Genomic DNA, 21850 nt, shown 5'->3' on the forward strand with positions numbered 1-21850 from the left:
AACGCCGGCCACACCGATGTGTTGCCGGGTGTCTTACCTGGTAGCAGCGTTTCTCGGGCAGTTGAGTGAGTTTTAGGGCGAAAACCGGAGAAGTATGGGGTCGGCCCATTACGGTCGGTCGAAAGTCGCCCACGGAACGGCGCGGCGGAGGCCGACGCTCCTGGAGGAGCACATGACCCCCCAAAACAGCACAGATGCGAACGAAGCAGCCCATATGGATGAAGTGGACGTGAATCCGGACGTCCACCGGGCCACCGAACCGGACGAGGAGCAGATCCTCGGAGCGCTGTACGGCGAGCCCGATACCGACGGGATCTTCCGCGGGGAGGGTTCCGGATGAGCGCCGCGGCAATGATCGCCGAGGCCCGGAAGTCGCTCGGAATGTCGGGCCGGCCGAACACCATCACCAGGGAGTACGCGTCCAGGCACGGGGACGAGTTCCTGAGGGCCTCATGGTGCGACATGGGCATCACCTACTGGGCACGGCACAGCGGGAACGCCGCGGCCGTCCTGCCGGGCGGGGACCGCGCCTACACCGTGTGGCACGCACAGGACTTCCAGAAGGCCGGACGGTGGCACAGCGGGACGACCGCGAGTGTCAACGAGGCCAAGCCCGGCGACATCGTGTTCTTCGACTGGGGCGCCACCAACAACGTGGGCGCGATCGACCATGTCGGCGTGGTCGAGAAGGTCCTCGGCGGTGGGCGGCTCCAGACCATCGAGGCCAATACGAGCGACGCGGTGAAGCGCCGCGTGCGCGACTCCGGTGTCATCGCCGGTTATGGACGCCCCGCCTACGGCGGAGGAAACTGGACGGAGGACATGGTGAAGAAGCTCCCGGAACTGAGCAAGGGCGACACCGGGGAGCACGTGGAGAGCGTGCAGGGGCTGCTGCAGGCGCGCAGCCACCCCGAGGTGTCCATGACCGGGACGTTCGACGACGCGACCGAGGAGGCCGTCAAGGCCGTGCAGCGGTGGGGCGGCGTCGACGACGACGGGATCGTCGGCTCCGACACCTGGCCGGTTCTCCTCCGCGTGCACTAGCGGCCATCAGTCCCCCAGACGTCGGTAAATAAGCGACGCAGGGGACTAGTACGGCATTCAACCGCGGATTAGTTTCGGAGGGTCGCCTTCCACGGAGGTGGCCCCGATGACGTGGCCGGAACAGCGTGCCCCGCCCAGGGGCGTCTCTCTCGAAGTCCACCCCGAGACGTCCCTGGGAGAAACGCATGCCACGTATCCGTGTGGAGGTCGACGGCGCGACGTACGAAGACGACGTCGAACCGCGCCTCCTTCTCGTCCACTATCTGCGCGAACGGCTGGGAAAGGTCGGGACCCCGGTCGGGTGCGACACCAGCAACTGCGGAGCCTGCACCGTCCTGATGGACGGGCTGAGCGTGAAGAGCTGCTCCGTCTTCGCCGTCCAGGCCGACGGCCGCGACGTGACGACCGTCGAGGGCCTCGGCGTCGACGGCACCACGCACCCCATGCAGCGGGCCTTCCACGAGGAGCACGCGCTCCAGTGCGGCTACTGCACGCCCGGCATGATCATGGCGTCGCTCGATCTGCTGCGGGAGAACCCCGACCCGTCGGAGGACGAGGTCCGGGAGGGGCTCGAAGGCAACCTGTGCCGGTGCACCGGCTACCAGAACATCGTCAAGGCGGTCCGGCGCGCGGCGAGCGAGATGCGTGAGCCCGGCCGGCAGGAGGTGACGCCGTGACCGTCCAGGAGGTCGGCAGCCCGCGCAAGCGGTCGGAGGACGCCCGGCTCATCACCGGCCGGACCCGGTGGACCGACAACATGACGCCGGCGGGGACGCTGCACGTGGCGTTCCTGCGCAGCCCGTACGCGCACGCCAGGATCACCGGCGTCGACACCGCGGCCGCGAAGGGGCGTCCCGGAGTGGTCGGCGTGTTCAGCGGCCAGGATCTCGCCGCGGAACAGGGTTCGCTTCCGTGCGCCTGGGTCGTGACCGATGACATGAAGCATCCGGACCATGCGCCCATGGCGGTGGACGAGGTCCGCTACGTCGGGGAGCCCGTCGCGTGCGTCGTGGCGCGCGACAAGGCCGCGGCCGTGGACGCCCTGGAAGAGATCGACGTCGACTACGAGCCGCTGCCCGCGGTGGTGGACATGGAGGCGGCCGTAGCGGACGGCGCCGATCTGGTCCACGACGACCTGGGGACGAACAAGTCCTACACGTGGGTGTTCGAGAACGGGGATCTCGACGCCGCGATGAGGGACGCACCGGTCGTCCTGGAGCGCCGCTACGTCCAGCAGAGGCTGATCCCGACGGCGATGGAGCCGCGGTCGGTCCTGTGCGTCCCCGAGGGGGACGAGTTCACGCTGTACTCGGCCACGCAGATCCCGCACATCCTGCGGCTGATGCTGGCCACGGTCACCGGGATCCCCGAGCACCGGATCCGGGTCGTCGCACCGGACGTCGGCGGCGGCTTCGGCTCCAAGCTGCAGGTGTACGGGGAGGAGGTCCTCGCGCTGCTGCTGGCCCGCAGGCTCGGCCGTCCCGTGAAGTGGACGGAGACGCGCAGCGAGGGCAACATGACCGTCCACCACGGGCGCGACCAGATACAGAAGATCACCCTCGCGGCGGAGCGGGACGGACGGATCCGCGGCCTGAAGGTGGATCTGCTGGCCGACATGGGGGCGTACCTCATGCTGGTCACTCCCGGCATCCCGCTGCTGGGCGCGTTCATGTACAACGGCATCTACAAGATGGACGCGTTGTCGTTCACCTGCACGGGTGTCTTCACGACGAAGACGCCCACGGACGCCTACAGGGGCGCTGGCCGCCCGGAGGCCACGTACGCCATCGAGCGCATCATGGACGAGCTGGCCGCCGAACTGGGCGTCGACCCCATCGAGGTACGGCGCCGCAACTGGATCAAGCATGAGGAGTTCCCGTACGAGACGATCGCGGGCCTCACGTACGACTCCGGTAACTACGAGGCGGCGACGGACAAGGCGCTGGAGCTGTTCGAGTACGACAAGCTGCGCGCGGAGCAGTCGGACAGGCGTGAACGCCAGGATCCGGTGCAGCTGGGCATCGGGGTGTCCACGTTCACGGAGATGTGCGGCCTGGCCCCGTCCCGCGTGCTGGGGTCGCTGTCGTACGGCGCGGGCGGCTGGGAACACGCGTCGGTGCGCGTCCTGCCGTCTGGGAAGGTCGAAGTGGTCACCGGTTCGTCCGCGCATGGGCAGGGCCACGAGACGGCCTGGGCGCAGATCACCGCGGACCGGCTCGGCGTCCCGTTCGAGGACGTGAAGGTCCTGCACGGTGACACGGCCATCTCTCCCAAGGGAATGGACACCTACGGCTCGCGTTCCCTGACCGTCGGCGGCGTCGCGCTGTTCTCGGCCTGCGAGAAGGTGGTCGACAAGGCCCGCAAGGTCGCCGCCCATCTGCTGGAGGCGTCCGAACAGGACCTGGAGTTCGCCGGCGGACGATTCAGCGTCCGAGGTGTCCAGGAGGAGGGCAAGACGCTGCAGGAGGTCGCGCTGGCCGCGTTCGCCGCGCACGACCTGCCGGACGGCATCGAGCCGTCGCTGGACTCCGACGCCACGTTCGACCCGGACAACTTCTCCTTCCCGCACGGCACGCACCTGTGCGCCGCCGAGGTCGACACAGAGACCGGGATGGTGAAGCTCCGCAAGTACGTGGCGGTGGACGACATCGGCAAGGTCGTCAACCCGCTCATCGTGGAGGGGCAGGTCCACGGAGGCCTCGCGCAGGGCATCGCCCAGGCCCTCTATGAGGAGGCCGTGTACGACGCGGACGGCAACCTCACGACGACCACCATGGCCGACTACCTGGTCCCGTCCGCCAAGGACCTGCCGTCGTTCACGACCGACCGCACCGAGACGCCCGCGACGTCCAACCCGATGGGCGTGAAGGGGGTCGGCGAGGCGGGGACGATCGCGTCGACGCCCGCGGTCGTCAACGCGATCGTGGACGCGCTGCGCCCGCACGGCGTCACGGACGTGCCGATGCCGTGCTCGCCCGAACGCGTGTGGCGCGCCCTGCGCGCGGAGGAGAAACCCGCCGCGGCCGAACCCGGCCCGGGCGGCGGACTCGGCTCGGCCGGAGGTGCACAGTGATCCCCGCGACGTTCGACTACGCGCGTCCCGCCTCGGTGGAGGACGCCTGCCGGGCGCTGTCCGACGCCGGCGAGGACGCGAAGGTGCTGGCCGGCGGGCAGAGCCTGATGCCGCTGCTGCGGCTCCGGCTCGCCTACCCCGACGCGCTGATCGACCTCGACCGGGTCGACGGGCTCCGGGAGATCCGGGACGCGGGCGACTCCCTGGTCATCGGCGCCATGGCGACGCATCACCAGGTGATCCATGATCCGCTGGTGCGCGAGCACGCCCCGCTGATCGCGCAGGCGACGGAGACGGTCGCGGACCCGGCCGTCCGGCATCGCGGCACGTTCGGCGGGTCGCTGGCCCACGCCGACCCGGCGGGGGACCTTCCCGCGGTCGCGCTGGCATTGGACGCGGTGTGCCTTGTCCGGTCCGTGCGCGGTGAGAGGGAGATCCCCGCGTCGGAGTTCTTCGTCGACTGGATGACGTCGGCGATGGAGCCGGACGAGCTGCTCGTGGGCGTGCGCGTACCGAAACTGGATGCGGGCTGGGGCGTGCACTACGAGAAGTTCCATCGGACGGCGCAGGCATGGGCGATCGTCGGAATCGCCTGTGCCGTCCGCCGCAACGGTGACGGCATCGAGGAGGCACGGGTCGCACTGACCTGCATGGGGCCGGTTCCCGTCAGGGCCAACGCGGTGGAGATCGCCGTCCAGGGGCGGCCGGCGTCGGAGGAGACGTTCCGGACGGCGGCCGCACAGGCGCCGGCCGGCACCGAACCGCCGACCGACCTGCACGGGTCGTCGGAGTACCGGACCCATCTGGCGACGGTGCTGACGGCGCGCGCGCTGGCGGCCGCCGCGGGCTGACGGCTCCAGGCGGCCGGGCCCCGCCCCGCACCCCGGGGCCCGGCCGCCGCGCCGCAGGTTCACCAGGGGGCATGTTCACCGCGCCGCCGGGTACCTGGATGCCTGTCGGGTCCCACTGGCGACGCGGCGTGCGGCCGCCGTAGGGTCGCGGCAAGGTCTCCGGACGATAAGGACATTGATCATGGAACTCGACCACGATTTCACCGTCCCCGTACCGGTGGATCAGGCATGGTCGGTGCTGCTCGACGTGGAGCGCGTCGCGGCGTGCATGCCGGGCGCGACGCTCGACGGGGTCGAGGGCGAGGAGTACTCCGGCCGGATGAAGGTGAAGGTCGGCGCGATGACCATCACCTATCGCGGCACCGCGCGGATCGTCTCGGCGGACGAGTCGTCCCGCGTCGTGACGATGGAGGCGTCCGGCAAGGAGGCCCGCGGGTCGGGGACGGCGGCGGCCACCGTCCAGGCGACGCTGCACCCGGAGGACGGCACGACGCGCGTGACCGTCCACACCAAGCTGAACGTGACGGGGCGTCCGGCGCAGTTCGGCCGCAACATCCTGTCCGAGGTCGGCTCCAAGATCATCGAGAGGTTCGCCAAGGCGCTGGCCGCCGAGCTGGAGTCGCCCGGCGAGGCGGCGCCCGCCGCGCCCGCGCAGGCCCCCGCCGCGGCGCCTGAGAGCCCGGCTGAGGCCGCGAAGCCGGAAGGGGAGGCCGAGACCGGGGTGGCGGCGGCGACGCCCGAGGAGCCCGCTGACAAGCCCGGACCGGTGAAGGCGGAGCCGGCCCGGCCGCCGCTGCACGTGGCGAAGGAGGACGACGCGATCGACCTGCTGGAGGTCGCGGGGCCGTCGATCGCCAAGCGCGCGGTCCCCGCGGTCGGCGGCCTGGTCGCCCTCCTGATGGCCGTCCGCTTCCTGGTGCGCCGCCGCAAGAGGCGCTGACGGCCGCCCCGGGGTCAAACCGGGGTCAACGATCCGTGCGCGGGCGGCGGCGGTGATGGAACGCGCCACCGCCGATGCCGTCGGCTTGTCCCGTGGACACCATCGAGCTCCGGCGGATCGCCCGGATCGAGAACGACAACTGGTGGTACCGCGAACGCCGCGAGATCCTGTCCGCCGAGCTGCTGCGGTTCAGCGTGCCCGGGACGGCCGTCGACATCGGCGCCGCGTCGGGTGCCGGCTGCCGCGTGCTGGCCGAGCACGGCTGGCGCGCCACCGCGATCGACCTGAGCCCGGCCGCCGTGGCCCTGGCCCGCGCCCACGGCGTGGAGGCGTACGAGGGTGACGCGCGGTACCTGCCGCTTCCGCCCGGCGAGTACGACCTGGCGCTGGCGCTGGACGTCCTGGCGCATGTGGAGGACGACGCGCGGGCGGTCGCCGAGATCGCGCGCGTCCTGCGGCCGGGTGGGACGGCGCTGGTGTCCGTGCCGTGCGACATGGCCCTGTGGTCGGCGCACGATGTGGCGCTCGGACGGGTCCGCCGCTATACCCACCGTGCGCTGGTCGATCTGCTGGAGGGCGCGGAGCTCGTGCTGGAGCGCGTGTGGAGCCGGGGCGTCCTGCACCGTCCGCTCTTGCGGCTTCTCAGGAACCGGACGGCGCGGCGCGAGGATCTGGCTCCGCTGCATCCGCTCGTCAACGAGGCCCTGCGGCTGTCCGCCGTGCTGGAGCGGCGCCTGCCGGTCTGCTCGTGGCCGGGCGTGTGGCTGTTCGCACGGGCCCGCCGCCCGGGTTGAGCGGCGGGACTCACGCCTCGCCGAAGACGCGGTCGACGACCCTGGACGCCGCCTGGCCGTCGTCATGCGGGCAGTACTTCACGAAGAACCGGTCGTAGGCGTCGGCGAAACCCTGTTCGCTGCCTGGGGCGGCCTTGACCGCGTCGGCGACCTCCGCGGACGTCTTCACGAGCGGCCCGGGCGCTTCCGCCTCCAGGTCGAAATAGAAGCCGCGCAGGTGGTCGCGGTACCAGTCCAGGTCATAGGTGTAGAGGACGATGGGCCGACCCAGGATCGCGTAGTCGAACATGGCGGACGAGTAGTCGGTGACGAGCACGTCGGACGCCATGTAGAGGTCGGCGATGTCCGGGTACCGGGAAACGTCGATGACGAAGCCTCCGTCCGTGACGAGAGGATCGCGATCGGTGATGAGGTGATGGGTCCGCAGTAGCAGGACGTGGTCATCGCCTAGGGCCTGGCGCATGATCTCCATGTCCAGTTCCAGGGAGAACCCGCGCCTGCCTTCAGCATGGTGCCGGTCGTCCCGCCATGTCGGCGCATAGAGGACGACCTTCTTGCCGTGCGGGATTCCCAGGCCCTTGCGGATGCGGGTCCCGATGCGCTCCCACTCGGGCGTGCTGAGGACGTCGTTGCGCGGATACCCCGTCTCCAGGACCTCACCGTCGTACCGGAACGCCCGCTTCATGACCTGCGTGGCGTACGGGCTGGAGGAAAGCAGGAGGTCCCATCGGGCCACTTCCCGTTCCATCCAGTCGAGCCGCTCGGTGTGCCGGTACGGCATGTCCCTCAGGTCGTGGCCGAGACGCTTCAGCGGGGTTCCGTGCCAGGTCTGGACGTAGGTCTGCTCCTCCCGCTTGATGTACCAGGGCGGCAGCCCGTGGTTGGTGACGACGTACCGGGCGCGCGCGAGGTGGCGATAGTGTTCGCGGCTTCCGGCCAGGACGGTCTGAGCCTTCCCATCGACCGCGAACTGGCCGTCCTGGGACACCCAGACGCATTCCAGATCGGTTCCGCGACGGGTGAGTTCCTCGTAGATCGCCCTGGGGCTGCAGCTGTACTGGGATCCGTTGTGGCTGGAGAACACGGCGATGTCCGCGAGAGGGCTCCGCAGGTAGACGGGGTAGTCCCGCCGTTGGAGAAGCACCTGTGCGTGCCCACCGCGCTCGTCGTCCTCCAGGGCGGGGCGGCTGTGCAGTGTCAGCGCGTCGATCTGGTGAACGCCGATCTCGAATTCGTGCGTTCCGACACGCTGCCGGCCGGGGAGGCTGGGGACTGCCTCACGTTCAACGACGACCGCCACCTCTCCGTCACGCGCGCGCGCCAGCAGGTCCCAGGTTCCGCTGCTCAGCGGCAGGTCCGTCCCGAAGACGGCCATCGTCGCGGGCGTGAACGTGGCGGTGAAGCGGTGTTCCTCCCAGGTGACGGGGATGTGGTGCTCGTCGCCCGACCGGCGCCGCCGTAGAACGAAGCGGTCGGGACGGTCTTCCGGCGCGGCGAAGTCCCCGCTGAGCGTCAGGAGCCCGTTCGCGCCCCACTCGGCGCCCGTGACGACCGGGCGGAAACCCCGCTCGACGGCGCGCAGGTTCCCGAACGCGGTGCGCGTGAGGGCGAACTCCCGGCCGCGTCCGCCCGTGGTCGGGAGGGCGTGCCGGGCGGCCTTCACATTGCTCGCGACCGTGAGCCTCAGCGGGCCGCCCTCGCCCGTGAGCCGGATGTCCCAGTCGACGGCGTCCCGCAGATGCGTGCCGTAGGTTCCGCCCTCCGGGACGGAGATGAGGTACTCCAGCGGCAGCTTCGCCGTGAAGTCGAACCCGGTGCCCTCCGCCATCCGCAGAACGGCGGACTGGCGCACTGTCACCTCGCCCCTGACCTCGACTCCCCCATGCCGGCGTGCCGCGACCATGGCGGCCCCCGCCCCGAGTGCGCGTCGCGTCCATCCGTCCAGCACCAGCGTGTCCCCGTCACGGCGGATCCTGGTGAGGACGGCCTTGGCCCGCTTGACGTGGACGACGAAGACGTCGTCGTCGCCGGCCGCCGGCTGGACGGCCACGTGCTCGTCCACCTGCCGCGCCGCCGTCCACCGCACGGCCGGAGACATCGCGGTCAACCGCTGGACCGCCTTGCGCCCGGCCGTCGTGACCTCGGCGAACACCTCGTAGGTGGCCGTCCGCCATTCGTCGCCGTCCAGCAGGTACTCGGGCTCCACGCGGACGGTGAAACCCGACCAGTCGTAGGAGACGTTCGCCTGGCCGGACCGGGCGGTGACCTCCGGAACGCACGTCCGCTCCACCGGCAGCCGGATCTCCTTGCCGGTCCGCACGTCGCTCATCCAGACCCGGATCCGCGAGTCCGTCGCCGACGACACGTCCAACCGGTCGAAGTGGGCGTGCCCTTCGACGATGAGGGTGTCGACGTCCCAGTGGACACTGTCGACGTCCGCCCACAGGGCGAGCTCGTCGGTGACGTCGTACATGTCCTCGGGAATGTCCCGGGCCGCGTCGTCGAAGTAGGGGTAGCGGGCGTACCAGCGCTGGCGGAGACGGCCCCGGGGAACGAGAGCGACGTCCTGCAGCCCGTCCTCCTCGAAACGGAGCACCTCCAGCAGTTCCGAGAGCATGCGCTCACCGAGCAGGTACGTTTCCAGCCGCCTGATCGCCTCAAGGCCGGCGAAGGCCGGACGTCCGGCGTCGGCGGCGACCTCCGCGCCGAGTTCGACCAGACGTTCACGCTCCTCCCAGGTGGCTCCGGGCAAGGCGAGCATGAGCTCGCGCACGTCGAGGTCCAGCGCGTGCATGTCGTAGACCTCCAGGAGGTCCGGCACATGCTCACGGATGAAGCCCCGCACGTTCGCCAGGGTCGCGAACCGTTCGGTGATGTCGGCCGGTTCGGGACGTGTGCGCGTGGCCGTCCCCGGACGGTCCCGCCAGAAGTAGACGGTCGCGTCCAGCACGTCGACGGCGGAGGCCAGTATCTGGGTCTGCACGGCGATGAGCGCGTCTTGGCCGACCCCAAGCTCGAAGCGGTGCGCGTCCCAGAACGAGCGCCGGTAGACCTTGTTCCACACCGTCCTGTCTTGCAGGAGGGCCGGGTGGCGGGTCACGTGCGTCGCCTTCATGGTCTCCGCGTAGGGGTCGCTGTGGAGCGGCGACTGCCATACCCGTTCGCCGTCCAGGCACATGACGTTTCCGCCGGCGAGGTCCGATCCCGTCGAATCCAGCGTGCCGACCATCAGTTCGCAGGCGTAGGGCGGCAGTGCGTCCTCACCGTCGGCGAAGGCGAGATAGCGGCCCGCCGCCTGCTCGACGCCCACGTCGGCGGCGGCCGCGCCGGGACCGGGTTGCACGAGCGTGAAGCGGTCGTCCCGCCCCGCGAAGTCCTTGGCGACGACCGTTCCGCCGTCGTCCGACGCGTCGTCCACCATGAGCACTTCGATGTCGCGCAGGGTCTGCCCGGCGAGCGACTCCAGGCACTCCGGCAGCCGGCCGGCGGTGTTGCGGAAAGGGACGACGATGCTTATCAGCGGGGACACGAGCAGCTCCGTGATGGGGTTCGGGGTGTTAACGGGCCTGGTCGAGGACCCGGTCGAGCACGCGGGAGGCGGCGTGGCCGTCGTCGTGCGGGCAGTACCGGGCGGCGAAGGCGGCGCGGGCGTCCCGGAACCCGGCGTCCAGCGCGTCCGGCTCGCGCAGGGCCTCGACGACCTCCTGCGTGGTGCCCAGCAGCGGCCCAGGGGCCTCCGCGTCGAAGTCGAAGTAGAAACCGCGCACGTGGTCGCGGTAGCGCTCCAGGTCGTAGGTGAAGAACACCATCGGCCGGCCGGTGACTGCGAAGTCGAACATGGACGACGAGTAGTCCGTGACGAGCACGTCGCTGATGAGGAACAGTTCGGAGATGTCGGGGTAGACGGACACGTCCATGACGCAGTCGCCCGGGCGCAGCCGCGGCCGGTCCGTGACGAGGTAGTGCGTCCGCAGAAGCAGGACGTGGTCGCGGCCCAGCGCCGCCCTGAAACGGTCCAGCTCGAATTCGAGGCGGAACGCGCGCTTGCCGATCGCGTGGTGGAAATCGTCCCGCCACGTCGGCGCGTACAGCACGACCCGCTTGCCGTCCGGTATGCCGAGCCGCCGCCGCACGGCCCCGGCGATCTCCTCCCTGTGCGGGCTGCTCAGAACGTCGTTGCGGGGATAGCCGCTCTCCAGGACGTCCCCCGCGTAGCCGAACGCACGCCGGAACAGCGGGACGGAGAAGGTGTTCTGGGCGAGCAGGAGGTCCCACTGGGGGACGTCGTACTGCATCCAGTCCACGCCCTCGGTCCGCTTGAAGGGCATCTGCTTGACGTCGTATCCGAGCTTCTTCAACGGCGTCCCGTGCCAGCACTGGACGTAGGTCTGGTCCTCGCGCTTGCAGAACCATTCCTGCTGCGACCAGTTGCCGAAGATGTAGCGCGCGCGGGCGAGTGCCTCGTAGTGCTCCCGCGTGCCGGACAGGACGGTCCGCGCACCCGCCGGCCTGCCGAACTGGCCGTTCTCGGTGACCCACACACATTCCAGGTCGGTTTCGCGCCGTCGAAGCTCGTCGTATATGCCGCGCGGGTTGCACGAGTACTGGCGTCCCCGGTACGCGTCGAAGAGCGCCAGTTCGCGGACGGGCAGGTTGAGGTGGCGCCGGTAGTGCCCGGACCGTATCCGGCTCTGCGCATAGGCCCCGCGCTCGTCGTCGTCCAGGGCCGTCTCTATCCGAAGCTGCAACAGGTCGGTCTTGTGCGCGCGGACGGTGATCCTGTGCAAGCCCGCTTCGAATGGCTCGGGCATGTCGCGGAGAGTGTGGCGCCTGATGACGACCGGTTGTTCCTGTCCGCCAACGGAGGCGAGGACGTCCCAACGGCCGGCGACAAGAGGACGGGACAGACCGAGGACCGGCATACGCGCGGGTGAGAACTTCGCAGTGAAGCGCTCACCTTCCCAATGGAGCGTGACGATGTGCTCCTCGGACGACCGCCGCCGCCTGAGCATCAGCGAATCCGGCCGTCCGACCCGGTCGGTGCACGTACCTGCCAGGCGGAGGGCCCCTTCGGACGACCACGACACCTCGTCGACGGCGAGAACGCGGCCACGGGCGACGATCCGGAGCGTGCTGCGCCGTGTCCTGGCGAGTTCCAGTTCCCCGCCCGGTATCGGGAAGGCAGTGCCCGCCGGGTCCTCGTCCAAGTACGGGCGGATCCCGCCCGGCAGGCTGATCTCCCAGTCGCCCTGCCTCCTGGCCAGCCCGGCGACCGGCAGCCGCGCCCTGAAGCCGTCGCCGCCGGTGAGTTCGACGGGGCCGACCACCGTGGCCCGCCCCACCTTCGGGGTTGCGGTGACGCGCGGCTCGTCCCCGAGCGGGGCGAGGCTCCAGCCGTCCAGCCACAGCTCGCCGCCCTCCAGGTGACAGCCGGTGACCGCCGCCGGCGTGCGCCGCACCTGCACCACGAACCGGTGTTTGCCCGCGACGCCCTGGACGAGCACGCCCGGGGCGCACTCGCGGTCGTCCGGCCACTGCCGCCCGGTGAGCCGCGGGTTCGCGAACGTCGAGCGCCGCCGCAGCCCCCGGTTGACGATCTCCACGCACGGGACCCAGTCGACGTCCCGCCAGCGTCCGAACATCCTCAGCGTGGACGGGTCGATCTCCGCGACGAACCCCGACCAGTCATAGGAGACCGTCGACTGCCGCGACCGGGCGGTCACGTCCGGCCTGCGGACCCGCGTGACCGGGACGCGCATGAGGCCCCGCTTGTTCGCCGCGACCAGCCAGAGCCGGATGCGGGAGCCGTCCTCGGTGGAGGAGTCCAGATGCCGGATGTAGGCGTGGCCCTCGATGCGGAGCCGCCCGTCCACCCAGCCGGCCCGGTCGATCGCCGCCACCGGCTTCAGTTCGTCGGTCACGTCGTACACGTGCGACGGGACGGCCCGCTCCTCGTCCTCGAAGAACGGGAACTCCGCGTACCAGCGATGCCGCAGCCCGCGCCGCACCCTCGGCGCGTCGGCCACCTTGCGGAGCTGGACGAACCGCAGCACCTCCAGCAGTTCCGGCACCATCCGCCTGCACAGCAGGTGCAGTTGCAGGCGCGTCATCGCGGGCTGGCGCTTCAGGACGCGCGGGCTGATGTGCCGGGCCAGTACCGCGCCCATGGCGACGAGTTCCTCGCGGTTCTCGTCCTCCGTCCTGGGGAGGGCCGCGAACAGGACACGGAGTTCGATCGGGACGAGGACGTGCTCGTCGTACGCGTTGAGGAGTTGCGGGCCGTAGTCGGCCAGGCCGTCCCGGACGACCCGCGCCGACCGCATCCGCTGGCGGATGTTGTCCCAGTCGTAGCGGTCCTCTGTGATGGACCCCGGCCGCTTGCGCCAGAAGTAGACGGTCTCACTCAGGACGTCCACGGAACGGGCCAGCGCGTGCGCGCGCGCCGTGACCGGAGGGTCCTCGTAGAAGCCCGCGGGGAACTCCAGGCCGATCCGGTCCCAGAACTCACGCCGGTACACCTTGTTCCACGGTGTCCGGTCGCGCATGAGCATCGGTTTGGACGACACATGCGTCCTCGCACAGGACTCCGTGAAGACACCGTCGTGCAGGTGCGACTGCCAGGTCCGGTCTTCGTCCATCCGCTGCACGTTCCCGGACGCGATGTCGGACCCGGTCCGTTCAAGGGACCGGACCATCCGCGCATAGGCTTCGCGCTCCACCACGTCGTCGGCGTCCGCGAACGCCAGGAACTCGCCCTTCGCCTGCAGCACACCGGCGTTGCGGGCGGGCCCTGGGCCCTCGTTCTCACGCGTGACCAGGCGGAACCGGGGGTCGCGGGCGCACATGTCCTTGGCGATGACGGCACCGTTGTCGGTGGACCCGTCGTCCACCAGGATCACCTCAAGGTCGCGCAGTGTCTGATCGGCCAGCGACTCCAGGCACTCCCGGAAGTACTCCTCGGTGTTGTGGAACGGCACGACGACGCTGAGCTTCGGGGACATGGGGCCTCCTCCTCGCCCCACAGAGCATGGTGACGTTGCGCCACCGTACGAACACGCATCGCGATTGCAAGGCCGTGCCCTGACGCAGACTTGACCTCACCTGGCCGCCATTGACCAGCACGTTAAGGTCGCCCCCTCGGCTGCGGGGTTCGACCGCCGTTTGAGGGGCAGCGGCTGCTTCGTCCAGGACGACTGGTGGGGTTCGCCGCCTCGTCCGCGCTGGGCGGGGCGGCGGTCAACGCGGAAACGCTGTTCGGGGCGCGGGCCGTGCAGGGGGCGTTCGCCGCCGTGCTGGCCCCCGCCGGCCTGTCGCTGCTGGCGACCACGTTCACGGAGCCCCGCGAACGCGGCCGGGCGTTCGGCGTGTTCGCGGCTGTCTGCGCCGCGGGCTCGGCGGCCGGGCTGATCGCCGGTGGCCTGCTGACCGAGTACGCCGGCTGGCGATGGTGCCTCTACATCAACGTGCCCGTCGCGCTGCTCGCCGTTCTCGGCGCAGGGGCGGTGCCTCGCGACCGGCCCATGCGGCGCCGCGGACGGTTCGACGTCGCCGGTGCGCTGCTCAGCCTCTCGGGATTCGCCGCCCTGGTGTACGGGTTCAATCGGGCCGAGCCGCTCGGGTGGGGCTCGGCCGAAGTGGCGGCGCTGCTGACCGGCAGAGTGCTGCTACTGGCCGCGTTCGCCGTCGTCGAGGTCCGCGCGCCCGATCCGCTGCTGCCGGCGCGGGTGCTGATGCATCGCGTCCGTGCGGGGGCGTTCCTCGCCATCACGCTGATGTTCGTGGCGATGTTCGGCTTCTACCTGTTCATGAGCTACTACCTGCAGACCGTGCTGGGGTACTCGCCCGTCCAGGCGGGCCTGGCCCTGATCGTGAACGCACTGGCGGCGCTGTGCGGGGCCATGCTCATCGCGGGGAAGGCGCATGGCCGCGTCCCGTCCGTGGTTCTGGTCGTGCCGGGGCTGCTGGCGGCGGCCGCCGGGATGCTGATCCTCACCCGGCTCACCGCCGACGGCGCGGACGTCTTCGTCCGCCACCTGCTTCCCGCGCTGGTGCTGACCGGGCTCGGTCTCGGCTGCGTGATGCCGCCGACCGCCGCCTCGGCCACCGAGGGGATGCGCGGGCACGACATCGGGGCCGCCTCGGCCGCCTACAACGCCGCCCAGCAGTTGGGCGCCGCCCTCGGCACGGCGCTGCTCAACACCCTCGCGGCCGGCGCGACCTATCTGGCGTCCCATCCGCGGGCGTCGGACGCCGCGGTCGCCGTACACGGCTACACCGCCGCCCTCACGATCGCGTCCGCCATGCTCCTGGCCGCCGCGTGCCTCACCGTGCCGCTCATCACCGCCCGGCGCGCCTGAACCCCCGTGGGGTCACTCCCACTCGATGGTGCCCGGGGGCTTGGACGTGATGTCGACCGTGACCCGGTTGATCTCGCGGACCTCGTTGGTGATGCGGGTGGAGATCCGCTGCAGGACGTCGTACGGGAGCTTCGCCCAGTCGGCCGTCATCGCGTCCTCGCTGGTCACCGGGCGCAGGACGATCGGGTGCCCGTACGTCCGGCTGTCGCCCTGGACGCCAACGGACCGGACGTCGGCGAGCAGCACCACCGGGAACTGCCAGATGTCGCGGTCGAGGCCGGCGCGGGTCAGTTCCTCGCGGGCGATGGCGTCGGCGTCCCTGAGGACGTCCAGGCGGTCGCGCGTGACGGCGCCGATGATGCGGATGCCGAGGCCCGGGCCCGGGAAGGGCTGGCGCCAGACGATCTCGGGTGGCAGGCCGAGCTGCTCGCCGAGCGCGCGGACCTCGTCCTTGAACAGGGTCCGCAGCGGCTCGACCAGCTTGAACTGGAGGTCTTCGGGGAGGCCGCCGACGTTGTGGTGCGACTTGATGTTGGCCGCGCCGGTACCGCCGCCCGATTCGACGACGTCCGGGTAGAGCGTTCCCTGGACGAGGAACTCGACCGGTTCCGCCGCGTCCGCCCGGCCGTCCTGGCGCGCTCCGCCCTTGACGATCTCGCGGGCCGCCTCCTCGAACACCCGGATGAACTCGCGGCCGATGATCTTGCGCTTCTCCTCGGGGTCGGTGACGCCGTCGAGGGCGGCGAGGAAGCGCTCCTGGGCGTTCACGACGTGCAGGTTCACGCCGGTGACGGCGACGAAGTCCTTCTCGACCTGCTCGGGCTCGCCCTTGCGCAGCAGGCCGTGGTCGACGAACACGCAGGTCAGCTGGTCCCCGATGGCCCGCTGGACGAGCGCGGCGGCGACCGCCGAGTCCACGCCGCCGGAGAGGGCGCAGATCGCCCGCTTCTCCCCCACCTGCTGCCGGACGGCCTCGATCGACTCGTCCGCGATGTTCACCATCGTCCAGCTCGGACGGCAGCCGGCACCCTCGTACAGGAACCGCCTCAGGATCTCCATGCCGTTCTCGGTGTGCAGCACCTCGGGGTGGAACTGGACGCCGAAGAAGCCGCGCTCCAGGTCCTCCATGCCGGCGACCGGCGTGACGTCCGTGCTCGCCGTCACCGTGAACCCGGCAGGGGCGCTGCTGACGAAGTCGCGGTGGGACATCCACACGGCCTGCTCGTGCGGGAGCCCCGCGAACAGCATCCCTGGCGACGTGACGGCCACGGTCGCGCCGCCGTACTCGGCGACATCGGAGTTCTCGACCGTCCCGCCGAGGGCCTGGGCCATCACCTGGTGGCCGTAGCAGATCCCCAGGGTGGGGACGCCGATGTCGAACAGCCCCTCTGGCGCGGCGGGGGCGCCCTTCTCGTACACCGACGCGGGGCCGCCCGACAGGATGATCGCCTTCGGCCGCCTGGCGAGCATCTCCGCCGCCGGCATGGTGGACGGCACGATCTCGCTGAACACATGGCATTCGCGGACCCGCCGCGCTATCAGCTGCGCGTACTGCGCGCCGAAGTCGACGACGAGGACGGTGTCAAAGGACTGGTCTGCGGCCACCAACTACGCCTTTCGCACGGCCGGAAGGGCCTCCCAGTCTAAGGGCCGCTGCCTGCGCCGATACGCGCGGCCCCGGCCATGCGCATCACATGGCGCGATCGCCCTATAACGGTCGGCATCCATTTACCTTGATCACACTCGCGGCAGGTCTTCGCTCTGATACCTGTGGATGACGCCCTGTATTCGCCCGCTTCCCGTCCGCAAGCGACCTCCCTAGGAGTGCCGTGAAGCTGCTCGCCGCCGCCGCCCTGCTCGCCGCCCTCGTTCCCGCCGCGCCGTCCGGGCCGTCCTTGGGCGCCCGGAATGGACGCCTGGACGACTGCGCGCACCCTGAGGCGCGGTTGAGGACGGGCGCTCACGGCCGGGAACGCAACGATCTGACCCCGGCGCAGGCCGCCTCCGTGGAGCAGCGCCTCAACCGAATCTTGGCCGGTCTGGACCTGGGCACGACCTACAGGGCGGACGGCTCGAAGAACGGCGCCGGCCTGCGCAGGGCGACTCAGATCAGCATTCCGGTCTACTTCCATGTGATTCACGACGGCGCGAGGGGCAACGTGTCCACCGGGGAGGTCCTGCGCCAGATCAGCACGTTGAACGCGTCCTATGGCGGCCGGAACGGCGGGGCGAACACGGGTGTCTCCTTCAGGCTCAAGGCTGTGAGCCGTTCCAACAACGCGGCCTGGTTCAGCGACCCGGAACGCTACGAGGGGACGTTCAAGCCGAGGCTGCACGTGGGCGGGAAGGGCACACTGAACCTCTACAGCGCCTACATCGGCGGGGATCTGCTCGGCTGGTCGACGTTCCCCTGGAAGTACAGGTCCGACCCCAAGATGGACGGTGTGACCATCCACTACGCCAGCATGCCGGGCGGTTCCATCGATCATTTCAACAAGGGGTTCAGCGCGACGCACGAGGTTGGGCACTGGCTCGGGCTGTACCACACGTTCCAGGACGGCTGCAGCGCCCAGGGCGACCGGGTCTCGGACACTCCGGCCGAGCGCGACCCCACGAACGGGTGCCCGTCCGGCAAGGACACGTGCACCTCTCCTGGGTACGACCCGGTGCACAACTACATGGACTACAGCTACGACACATGCATGACGTCGTTCACCGCCGGGCAGGGCGCCCGTATCCACACGGTGTGGAGGGCGTACCGAGCCTAGGCTCTGATCCGCGCCACCTCGGCGGGCGGCAGGTGACGCACGGCTTCGCGTAGCGTCACGCCCGAGATGGTGCCGACACGGGGTTCGACCCATGCGGCCACCCACGCGGGGTCTTTCTTGGACAGCTCACGAAGGACCCATCCGAGAGCCTTGCGGATGAAGAACTCGCGTTCGGCTATGAGCGCGTCCCCGTAACGGTCGATCCTGCCGAGATCCGGGTTTCCCGTCCGGACGCCCGGCAGCAGCGCGAGAACCGCCGCACGCCGTATCCACATGTAGGGGTCGGCGACCCATGCGTCGAGGGTCGTCGCCAGGTCCGGGTACCGGACGACCAGTGCGCCGACGGACTTCTCCGCAAGATGGTCGACGTACACCCAGCTTGCCGAGTCGCGTATGAATCGCTCGGCAAGCCCCATGTCGCGCGGCTCCAGCAATGCGACTCGCTTCGCGAGGACCTCTATCGCCGCCATACGAGCCTCGTGTACGGGACGGCCTTCGTCGGTCACTCCCCAGAACGTCTCGGCGAGGGCGAGCAGTTCGTCCCTTGCGGGTTTGGCCTTGACCGTCGACAGCGCGACCTTGCGCAACGCTGGGACGGTCACGCCAATGTGGACGAAATCGCTCTTCAGGTAGCGCTTCTCGTACTCCGCGCGCACCGGATCCGCCTGCGCCCGGAGCTCCGCCAGGACCCGCGCGGCCTCACCCTCCACGTCCATGCGGGACACGCTACGCGGTCGCGCTACGGCGCCGTATTCAGCGTTGCATGCCCTTGTTCGTCCAGGTTTGCCAAAGACGTGACGTTTGTTCGCATCCACCCTGGTTCCAGCGATGACTCCGCTCCCCCAGCGCGCGCTCCCCCGCTCGCGCCGCACCCCCGAGGAGTTCCATGAAACGCGCCGGAATCGCCGCTGCGCTCGGCCTGGCCGCCGCCCTCACGGCGTACGCGCCCGCCGCCCCCGCCACCCTCGCCGCCCCCGCCGCCCCGTCCACCAAGTGCGCCGACCAGCCCGCGCAGGCCCGCGTCCGTGCCGGAGCCCACGCCACCGAACGGAACCAGCCCGGGGCGGCCAAGGTCGCCGCGATGGAGAAGGACTTCCACGACCGCCTGGGCAAGCTCAAGAAGGTGAAGCCCGCGGCGGCCATGACCGTCCGCGTGCACTTCCAGGTCGTCTACGGCAGTGCGGGCAACGTGTCCGACGCGACCTTGAACAAGCAACTCGACGTCCTCAACGACGCCTACGCGGACAGCGGCGTCACGTTCACGCTCGCTGAGATCAAGCGGACACAGAACGCGGCATGGTTCTCCGACCCGGAGGGCAACGAGCGCCAGATGAAGACCGCCCTGCACGCCGGGAACGCGCAGGACCTCAACTTCTACACGGCCGACCTCGGCAGCAGCCTCCTCGGCTGGGCCACGTTCCCGAGCGACTACCGCTCCCAGCCGGCGATGGACGGCGTCGTCATCCACTACCAGAGCCTGCCGGGCGGCTCACTCGGCAACTACAACGAGGGCGACACCGGAACCCACGAAGTGGGCCACTGGATGGGCCTGTACCACACCTTCCAGGGCGGCTGCAGCGGCCAGGGCGACAGGGTCTCGGACACGCCGGCCGAGCAGAGCCCGGCCTCGGGCTGCCCGACCGGCCGTGACACCTGCTCCGCGCCGGGAGCCGACCCGATCCACAACTTCATGGACTACAGCTACGACTCGTGCATGTACGAGTTCACGCCGGGCCAGGCCCAGCGCATGCAGTCCCAATGGGCCGCCTACCGCGCCTGACAAGTCGCACGCCCGGCGCCGGAGCGGAATGAACCGTCCCGGCGCCGGGCGCTACGGGGATCAGCAGTCGGCCACCTTCATGTGCCAGGCCCGCATCAGCGCCTTCGGCGCAGGACGCGCGCAGGGGTCGTACGCGCCGTCCGCCATGGAGACCTTCCAGCGGCCTTTGGGGGCGTGCTTCGTGAACGCGGTTCCGGCGTCGGTGTTCTTGGCCGGGCTGTCCCGGTACCAGAGGGCGAGCACGGCGTAGTAGTGCCGTCCGACCCGTCCGTAGTGCGCGCCCCGCGCCTCCACGACGAGCCGCCGATAGTGCCCGGGATTGTGTTCACGCTCGTAGAGCCGGGCCAGCCGGTCTCGCAGCTTCGCACTCATCGGAAGCACCTGCGGACGCTCGTCGGCCTTTGCGGACTGTGCGGGCAGCGCGAGGGCCAGAGGCACGCTCAACGCCACGATCAGGGGGATCGGTTTGCGCATGGACGAACACTAAGCGTTACGTGATGTCGACGATGGGCAAACGCAGGGCGGCGGGCGCGTCGGCCGGGACGATCGGGTTCTTCGGCGGGACGGGCGCGAGGCGGCGGTAGGGATCGCCCAGAGCGGGGCGCGGGTCGTCCTCCGCGCGGTTCGGCCAGAACGACATCGCGCGTTCCGCCTGGGCGGTGATGGTGAGGGACGGGTTGACGCCGAGGTTGGCGGAGACCGCCGAGCCGTCCACGATGTGCAGGCCGGGGTGCCCGTAGACGCGGTGGTAGGCGTCGATCACCCCCGACTCGGCGGAGTCGCCGATGGCGCAGCCGCCGAGGAAGTGCGCGGTCATCGGGACGTCGAACAGGTCGCCCCAGGCGCCGCCGGGAATGCCGCCGATCTCCTCGGCGATCAGCCGCGTCGCCTCGTGCCCCTCGGGGATCCAGGTCGGGTTCGGCTCGCCGTGCCCGGCGGACGCGCGGACGTCCCAGCCGAACGGGCCCCGCTTCGGGCGCAGCGTGATCGAGTTGTCGCGGGTCTGCATGACCAGCGCGATGACCGTCCGCTCCGACCAGTGCCGGACATCGAGGAGCTGAAGGAGATCGCGCGGGCGGCGCACCGCCGCGCGGGCGAACTTCAGGATGCGGGGCGTGTGCGGCTCGCCGGGGCGGTCGCCGTCCACCAGGAGGGTCTGCAGGCCGGCGAGCAGGTTCGAGCCCCGGCCGTACCGGACGGGTTCGACGTGCGTGTCCGGCGCCGGATGGAACGAGGAGGTGATCGCGACGCCCGCGGAGAAGTCCGGCCCCGGCCTGCCGCCTCGCCGGCCGCCGCCGAGGATCGCCTCGGAGTTGGTGCGGGTCAGGGCGCCGAGCCGGTCGGACAGCCGCGGCAGCAGGCCGGTCGACCTGAGCTTGTGCAGGAGCTTCTGCGTGCCGTAGGTGCCGGCGGCGAAGACCACCTGCCCGGCCGTGAACGTCCTGCGGTTCCGGCCGAACGAGCCGGTCCGCACGATCGCGACCTCGTACCCGCCGCCGGGCAGGGGCCGCACCGAGGTGACACGGCTGAGCGGCATCACCCGGGCGCCCGCCTTCTCGGCCAGGTACAGGTAGTTCTCCGTGAGCATGTTCTTCGCGCCGTGGCGGCAGCCCACCATGCACTCGCCGCACTCCAGGCAGCCGCGCCGGCGGGGGCCCGCCCCGCCGAAGTAGGGGTCGGCGCTCTCTATCCCGGCGCCGCGCCCGAAGTAGACGCCGACGGGTGTCCGGACGTACGTGTCGCCCTTGCCCATCCGGCCGGCGACCTTCTTCATGACCTCGTCGGCCGCGGTCGTCGTGGGGTTCCGCACGACGCCCAGCATGCGTTTCGCCTGCTCGTAGTGGGGCGCCAGCTCGTCCTGCCAGTCGGTGATGTGCGCCCACTGCCGGTCCTTGAAGAACGGCTCCGGCGGGACGTACAGGGTGTTGGCGTAGTTGAGCGAACCGCCGCCGACCCCCGCGCCCGCCAGCACCATCACACGGCTCGACTTCGCGCCGCGGATGAGATGCATCCGCTGGATGCCGGTCAGACCCAGTGCCGGCGCCCAGAGGTAGCGCGCGATGCGCCAGTTCGTCTTCGGCAGCTCCGGATACCGAGACCCCGGCGCACCGGACGGGTTCGTGTCGAAGCGGCGGCCCGCCTCGATCACCCCGACCCTGTACCCCTTCTCGGTCAGCCGGAGCGCCGAGACGCTGCCGCCGAACCCCGACCCGACGACGAGCACGTCGAAGTCATGCTTCACA

16 protein-coding genes are annotated in these 21850 nt (G+C 70.3%); 10 read left to right on the top strand and 6 right to left on the bottom strand.

What is annotated here, in order from left to right:
* Positions 1-214: 214 nt before the first annotated feature.
* The 7 genes from ACQPZP_RS38705 to ACQPZP_RS38735 all read left to right on the top strand — a co-directional run bounded on the left by ACQPZP_RS38705 (position 215) and on the right by ACQPZP_RS38735 (position 6702).
* The gene (locus ACQPZP_RS38705; RefSeq protein WP_433474612.1) at positions 215-340 is read left to right on the top strand and encodes a hypothetical protein; all 126 of its coding nucleotides are present in this window, start codon (positions 215-217) and stop codon (positions 338-340) included.
* The gene (locus ACQPZP_RS38710) at positions 337-1044 is read left to right on the top strand and encodes a peptidoglycan-binding protein (RefSeq protein WP_433474613.1); all 708 of its coding nucleotides are present in this window, start codon (positions 337-339) and stop codon (positions 1042-1044) included. Before ACQPZP_RS38705 ends, ACQPZP_RS38710 begins: the two co-directional genes overlap by 4 nt.
* 185 nt (positions 1045-1229) lie before the next feature.
* Positions 1230-1721: a (2Fe-2S)-binding protein gene (locus ACQPZP_RS38715; protein WP_433474614.1), complete on the top strand. Its 492-nt coding sequence runs from the start codon at positions 1230-1232 to the stop codon at positions 1719-1721.
* Positions 1718-4117: a xanthine dehydrogenase family protein molybdopterin-binding subunit gene (locus tag ACQPZP_RS38720; RefSeq protein ID WP_433474615.1), complete on the top strand. Its 2400-nt coding sequence runs from the start codon at positions 1718-1720 to the stop codon at positions 4115-4117. The genes ACQPZP_RS38715 and ACQPZP_RS38720 overlap by 4 nt, the downstream gene beginning before the upstream one ends.
* Positions 4114-4968, top strand: coding sequence for an FAD binding domain-containing protein (locus ACQPZP_RS38725; protein ID WP_433474616.1), 855 nt, complete (start codon positions 4114-4116; stop codon positions 4966-4968). Before ACQPZP_RS38720 ends, ACQPZP_RS38725 begins: the two co-directional genes overlap by 4 nt.
* A 181-nt stretch (positions 4969-5149) precedes the next feature.
* Positions 5150-5908 carry an SRPBCC family protein gene (locus ACQPZP_RS38730; protein WP_433474617.1) on the top strand — a complete coding sequence of 253 codons (759 nt, stop codon included), beginning with the start codon at positions 5150-5152 and terminating at the stop codon, positions 5906-5908.
* Between the two features lie 92 nt (positions 5909-6000).
* A complete protein-coding gene (locus ACQPZP_RS38735; protein ID WP_433474618.1) occupies positions 6001-6702 on the top strand; it encodes a class I SAM-dependent methyltransferase in 702 nt (233 codons plus the stop codon).
* Between the two features lie 10 nt (positions 6703-6712).
* Here ACQPZP_RS38735 and ACQPZP_RS38740 read toward each other — a convergent pair whose 3' ends face one another.
* On the bottom strand, positions 6713-10231 hold the full coding sequence (locus tag ACQPZP_RS38740; RefSeq protein WP_433474619.1) for a bifunctional glycosyltransferase/CDP-glycerol:glycerophosphate glycerophosphotransferase: 3519 nt from the start codon (positions 10229-10231) through the stop codon (positions 6713-6715).
* Positions 10232-10259: 28 nt separating this feature from the next.
* Positions 10260-13703, bottom strand: a complete 3444-nt coding sequence (locus ACQPZP_RS38745; RefSeq protein ID WP_433474620.1) for a bifunctional glycosyltransferase/CDP-glycerol:glycerophosphate glycerophosphotransferase — start codon at positions 13701-13703, stop codon at positions 10260-10262.
* Between the two features lie 195 nt (positions 13704-13898).
* Between ACQPZP_RS38745 and ACQPZP_RS38750 the strand changes: the two genes are divergently transcribed.
* Positions 13899-15059 (top strand): MFS transporter, encoded by a 1161-nt coding sequence (locus tag ACQPZP_RS38750; RefSeq protein WP_433474621.1) that lies wholly within the window; start codon positions 13899-13901, stop codon positions 15057-15059.
* A gap of 12 nt (positions 15060-15071) precedes the next feature.
* Here ACQPZP_RS38750 and guaA read toward each other — a convergent pair whose 3' ends face one another.
* Positions 15072-16664 (bottom strand): glutamine-hydrolyzing GMP synthase, encoded by a 1593-nt coding sequence (gene guaA / locus ACQPZP_RS38755; RefSeq protein WP_433474622.1) that lies wholly within the window; start codon positions 16662-16664, stop codon positions 15072-15074.
* Between the two features lie 224 nt (positions 16665-16888).
* On the opposite strand from guaA, the gene ACQPZP_RS38760 reads away from it, so the two are divergent.
* Entirely contained in the window at positions 16889-17827 is a 939-nt protein-coding gene (locus ACQPZP_RS38760; protein ID WP_433474623.1) for a zinc metalloprotease, read from the top strand.
* Here the strand turns inward: ACQPZP_RS38760 and ACQPZP_RS38765 are convergent.
* Positions 17824-18543, bottom strand: a complete 720-nt coding sequence (locus tag ACQPZP_RS38765; protein ID WP_433474624.1) for a DNA alkylation repair protein — start codon at positions 18541-18543, stop codon at positions 17824-17826. The two genes, ACQPZP_RS38760 and ACQPZP_RS38765, sit on opposite strands and share 4 nt — an antisense overlap.
* 170 nt (positions 18544-18713) lie before the next feature.
* Between ACQPZP_RS38765 and ACQPZP_RS38770 the strand changes: the two genes are divergently transcribed.
* The gene (locus tag ACQPZP_RS38770) at positions 18714-19607 is read left to right on the top strand and encodes a zinc metalloprotease (RefSeq protein WP_433474625.1); all 894 of its coding nucleotides are present in this window, start codon (positions 18714-18716) and stop codon (positions 19605-19607) included.
* A 60-nt stretch (positions 19608-19667) separates the two neighbouring features.
* On the opposite strand, the gene ACQPZP_RS38775 is transcribed toward ACQPZP_RS38770, so the two are convergent.
* Both ACQPZP_RS38775 and ACQPZP_RS38780 read right to left on the bottom strand, forming a co-directional pair.
* A complete protein-coding gene (locus tag ACQPZP_RS38775; protein ID WP_433474626.1) occupies positions 19668-20081 on the bottom strand; it encodes a hypothetical protein in 414 nt (137 codons plus the stop codon).
* 16 nt (positions 20082-20097) lie between these two features.
* Complete coding sequence (locus ACQPZP_RS38780; RefSeq protein WP_433474627.1) at positions 20098-21849, bottom strand: FAD-dependent oxidoreductase; 1752 nt, start codon at positions 21847-21849, stop codon at positions 20098-20100.
* Between the last annotated feature and the right edge of the window lies 1 nt (position 21850).

Origin of the sequence: Spirillospora sp. CA-142024 (assembly GCF_050942325.1) — a bacterium.
GTDB lineage: Bacteria > Actinomycetota > Actinomycetes > Streptosporangiales > Streptosporangiaceae > Spirillospora.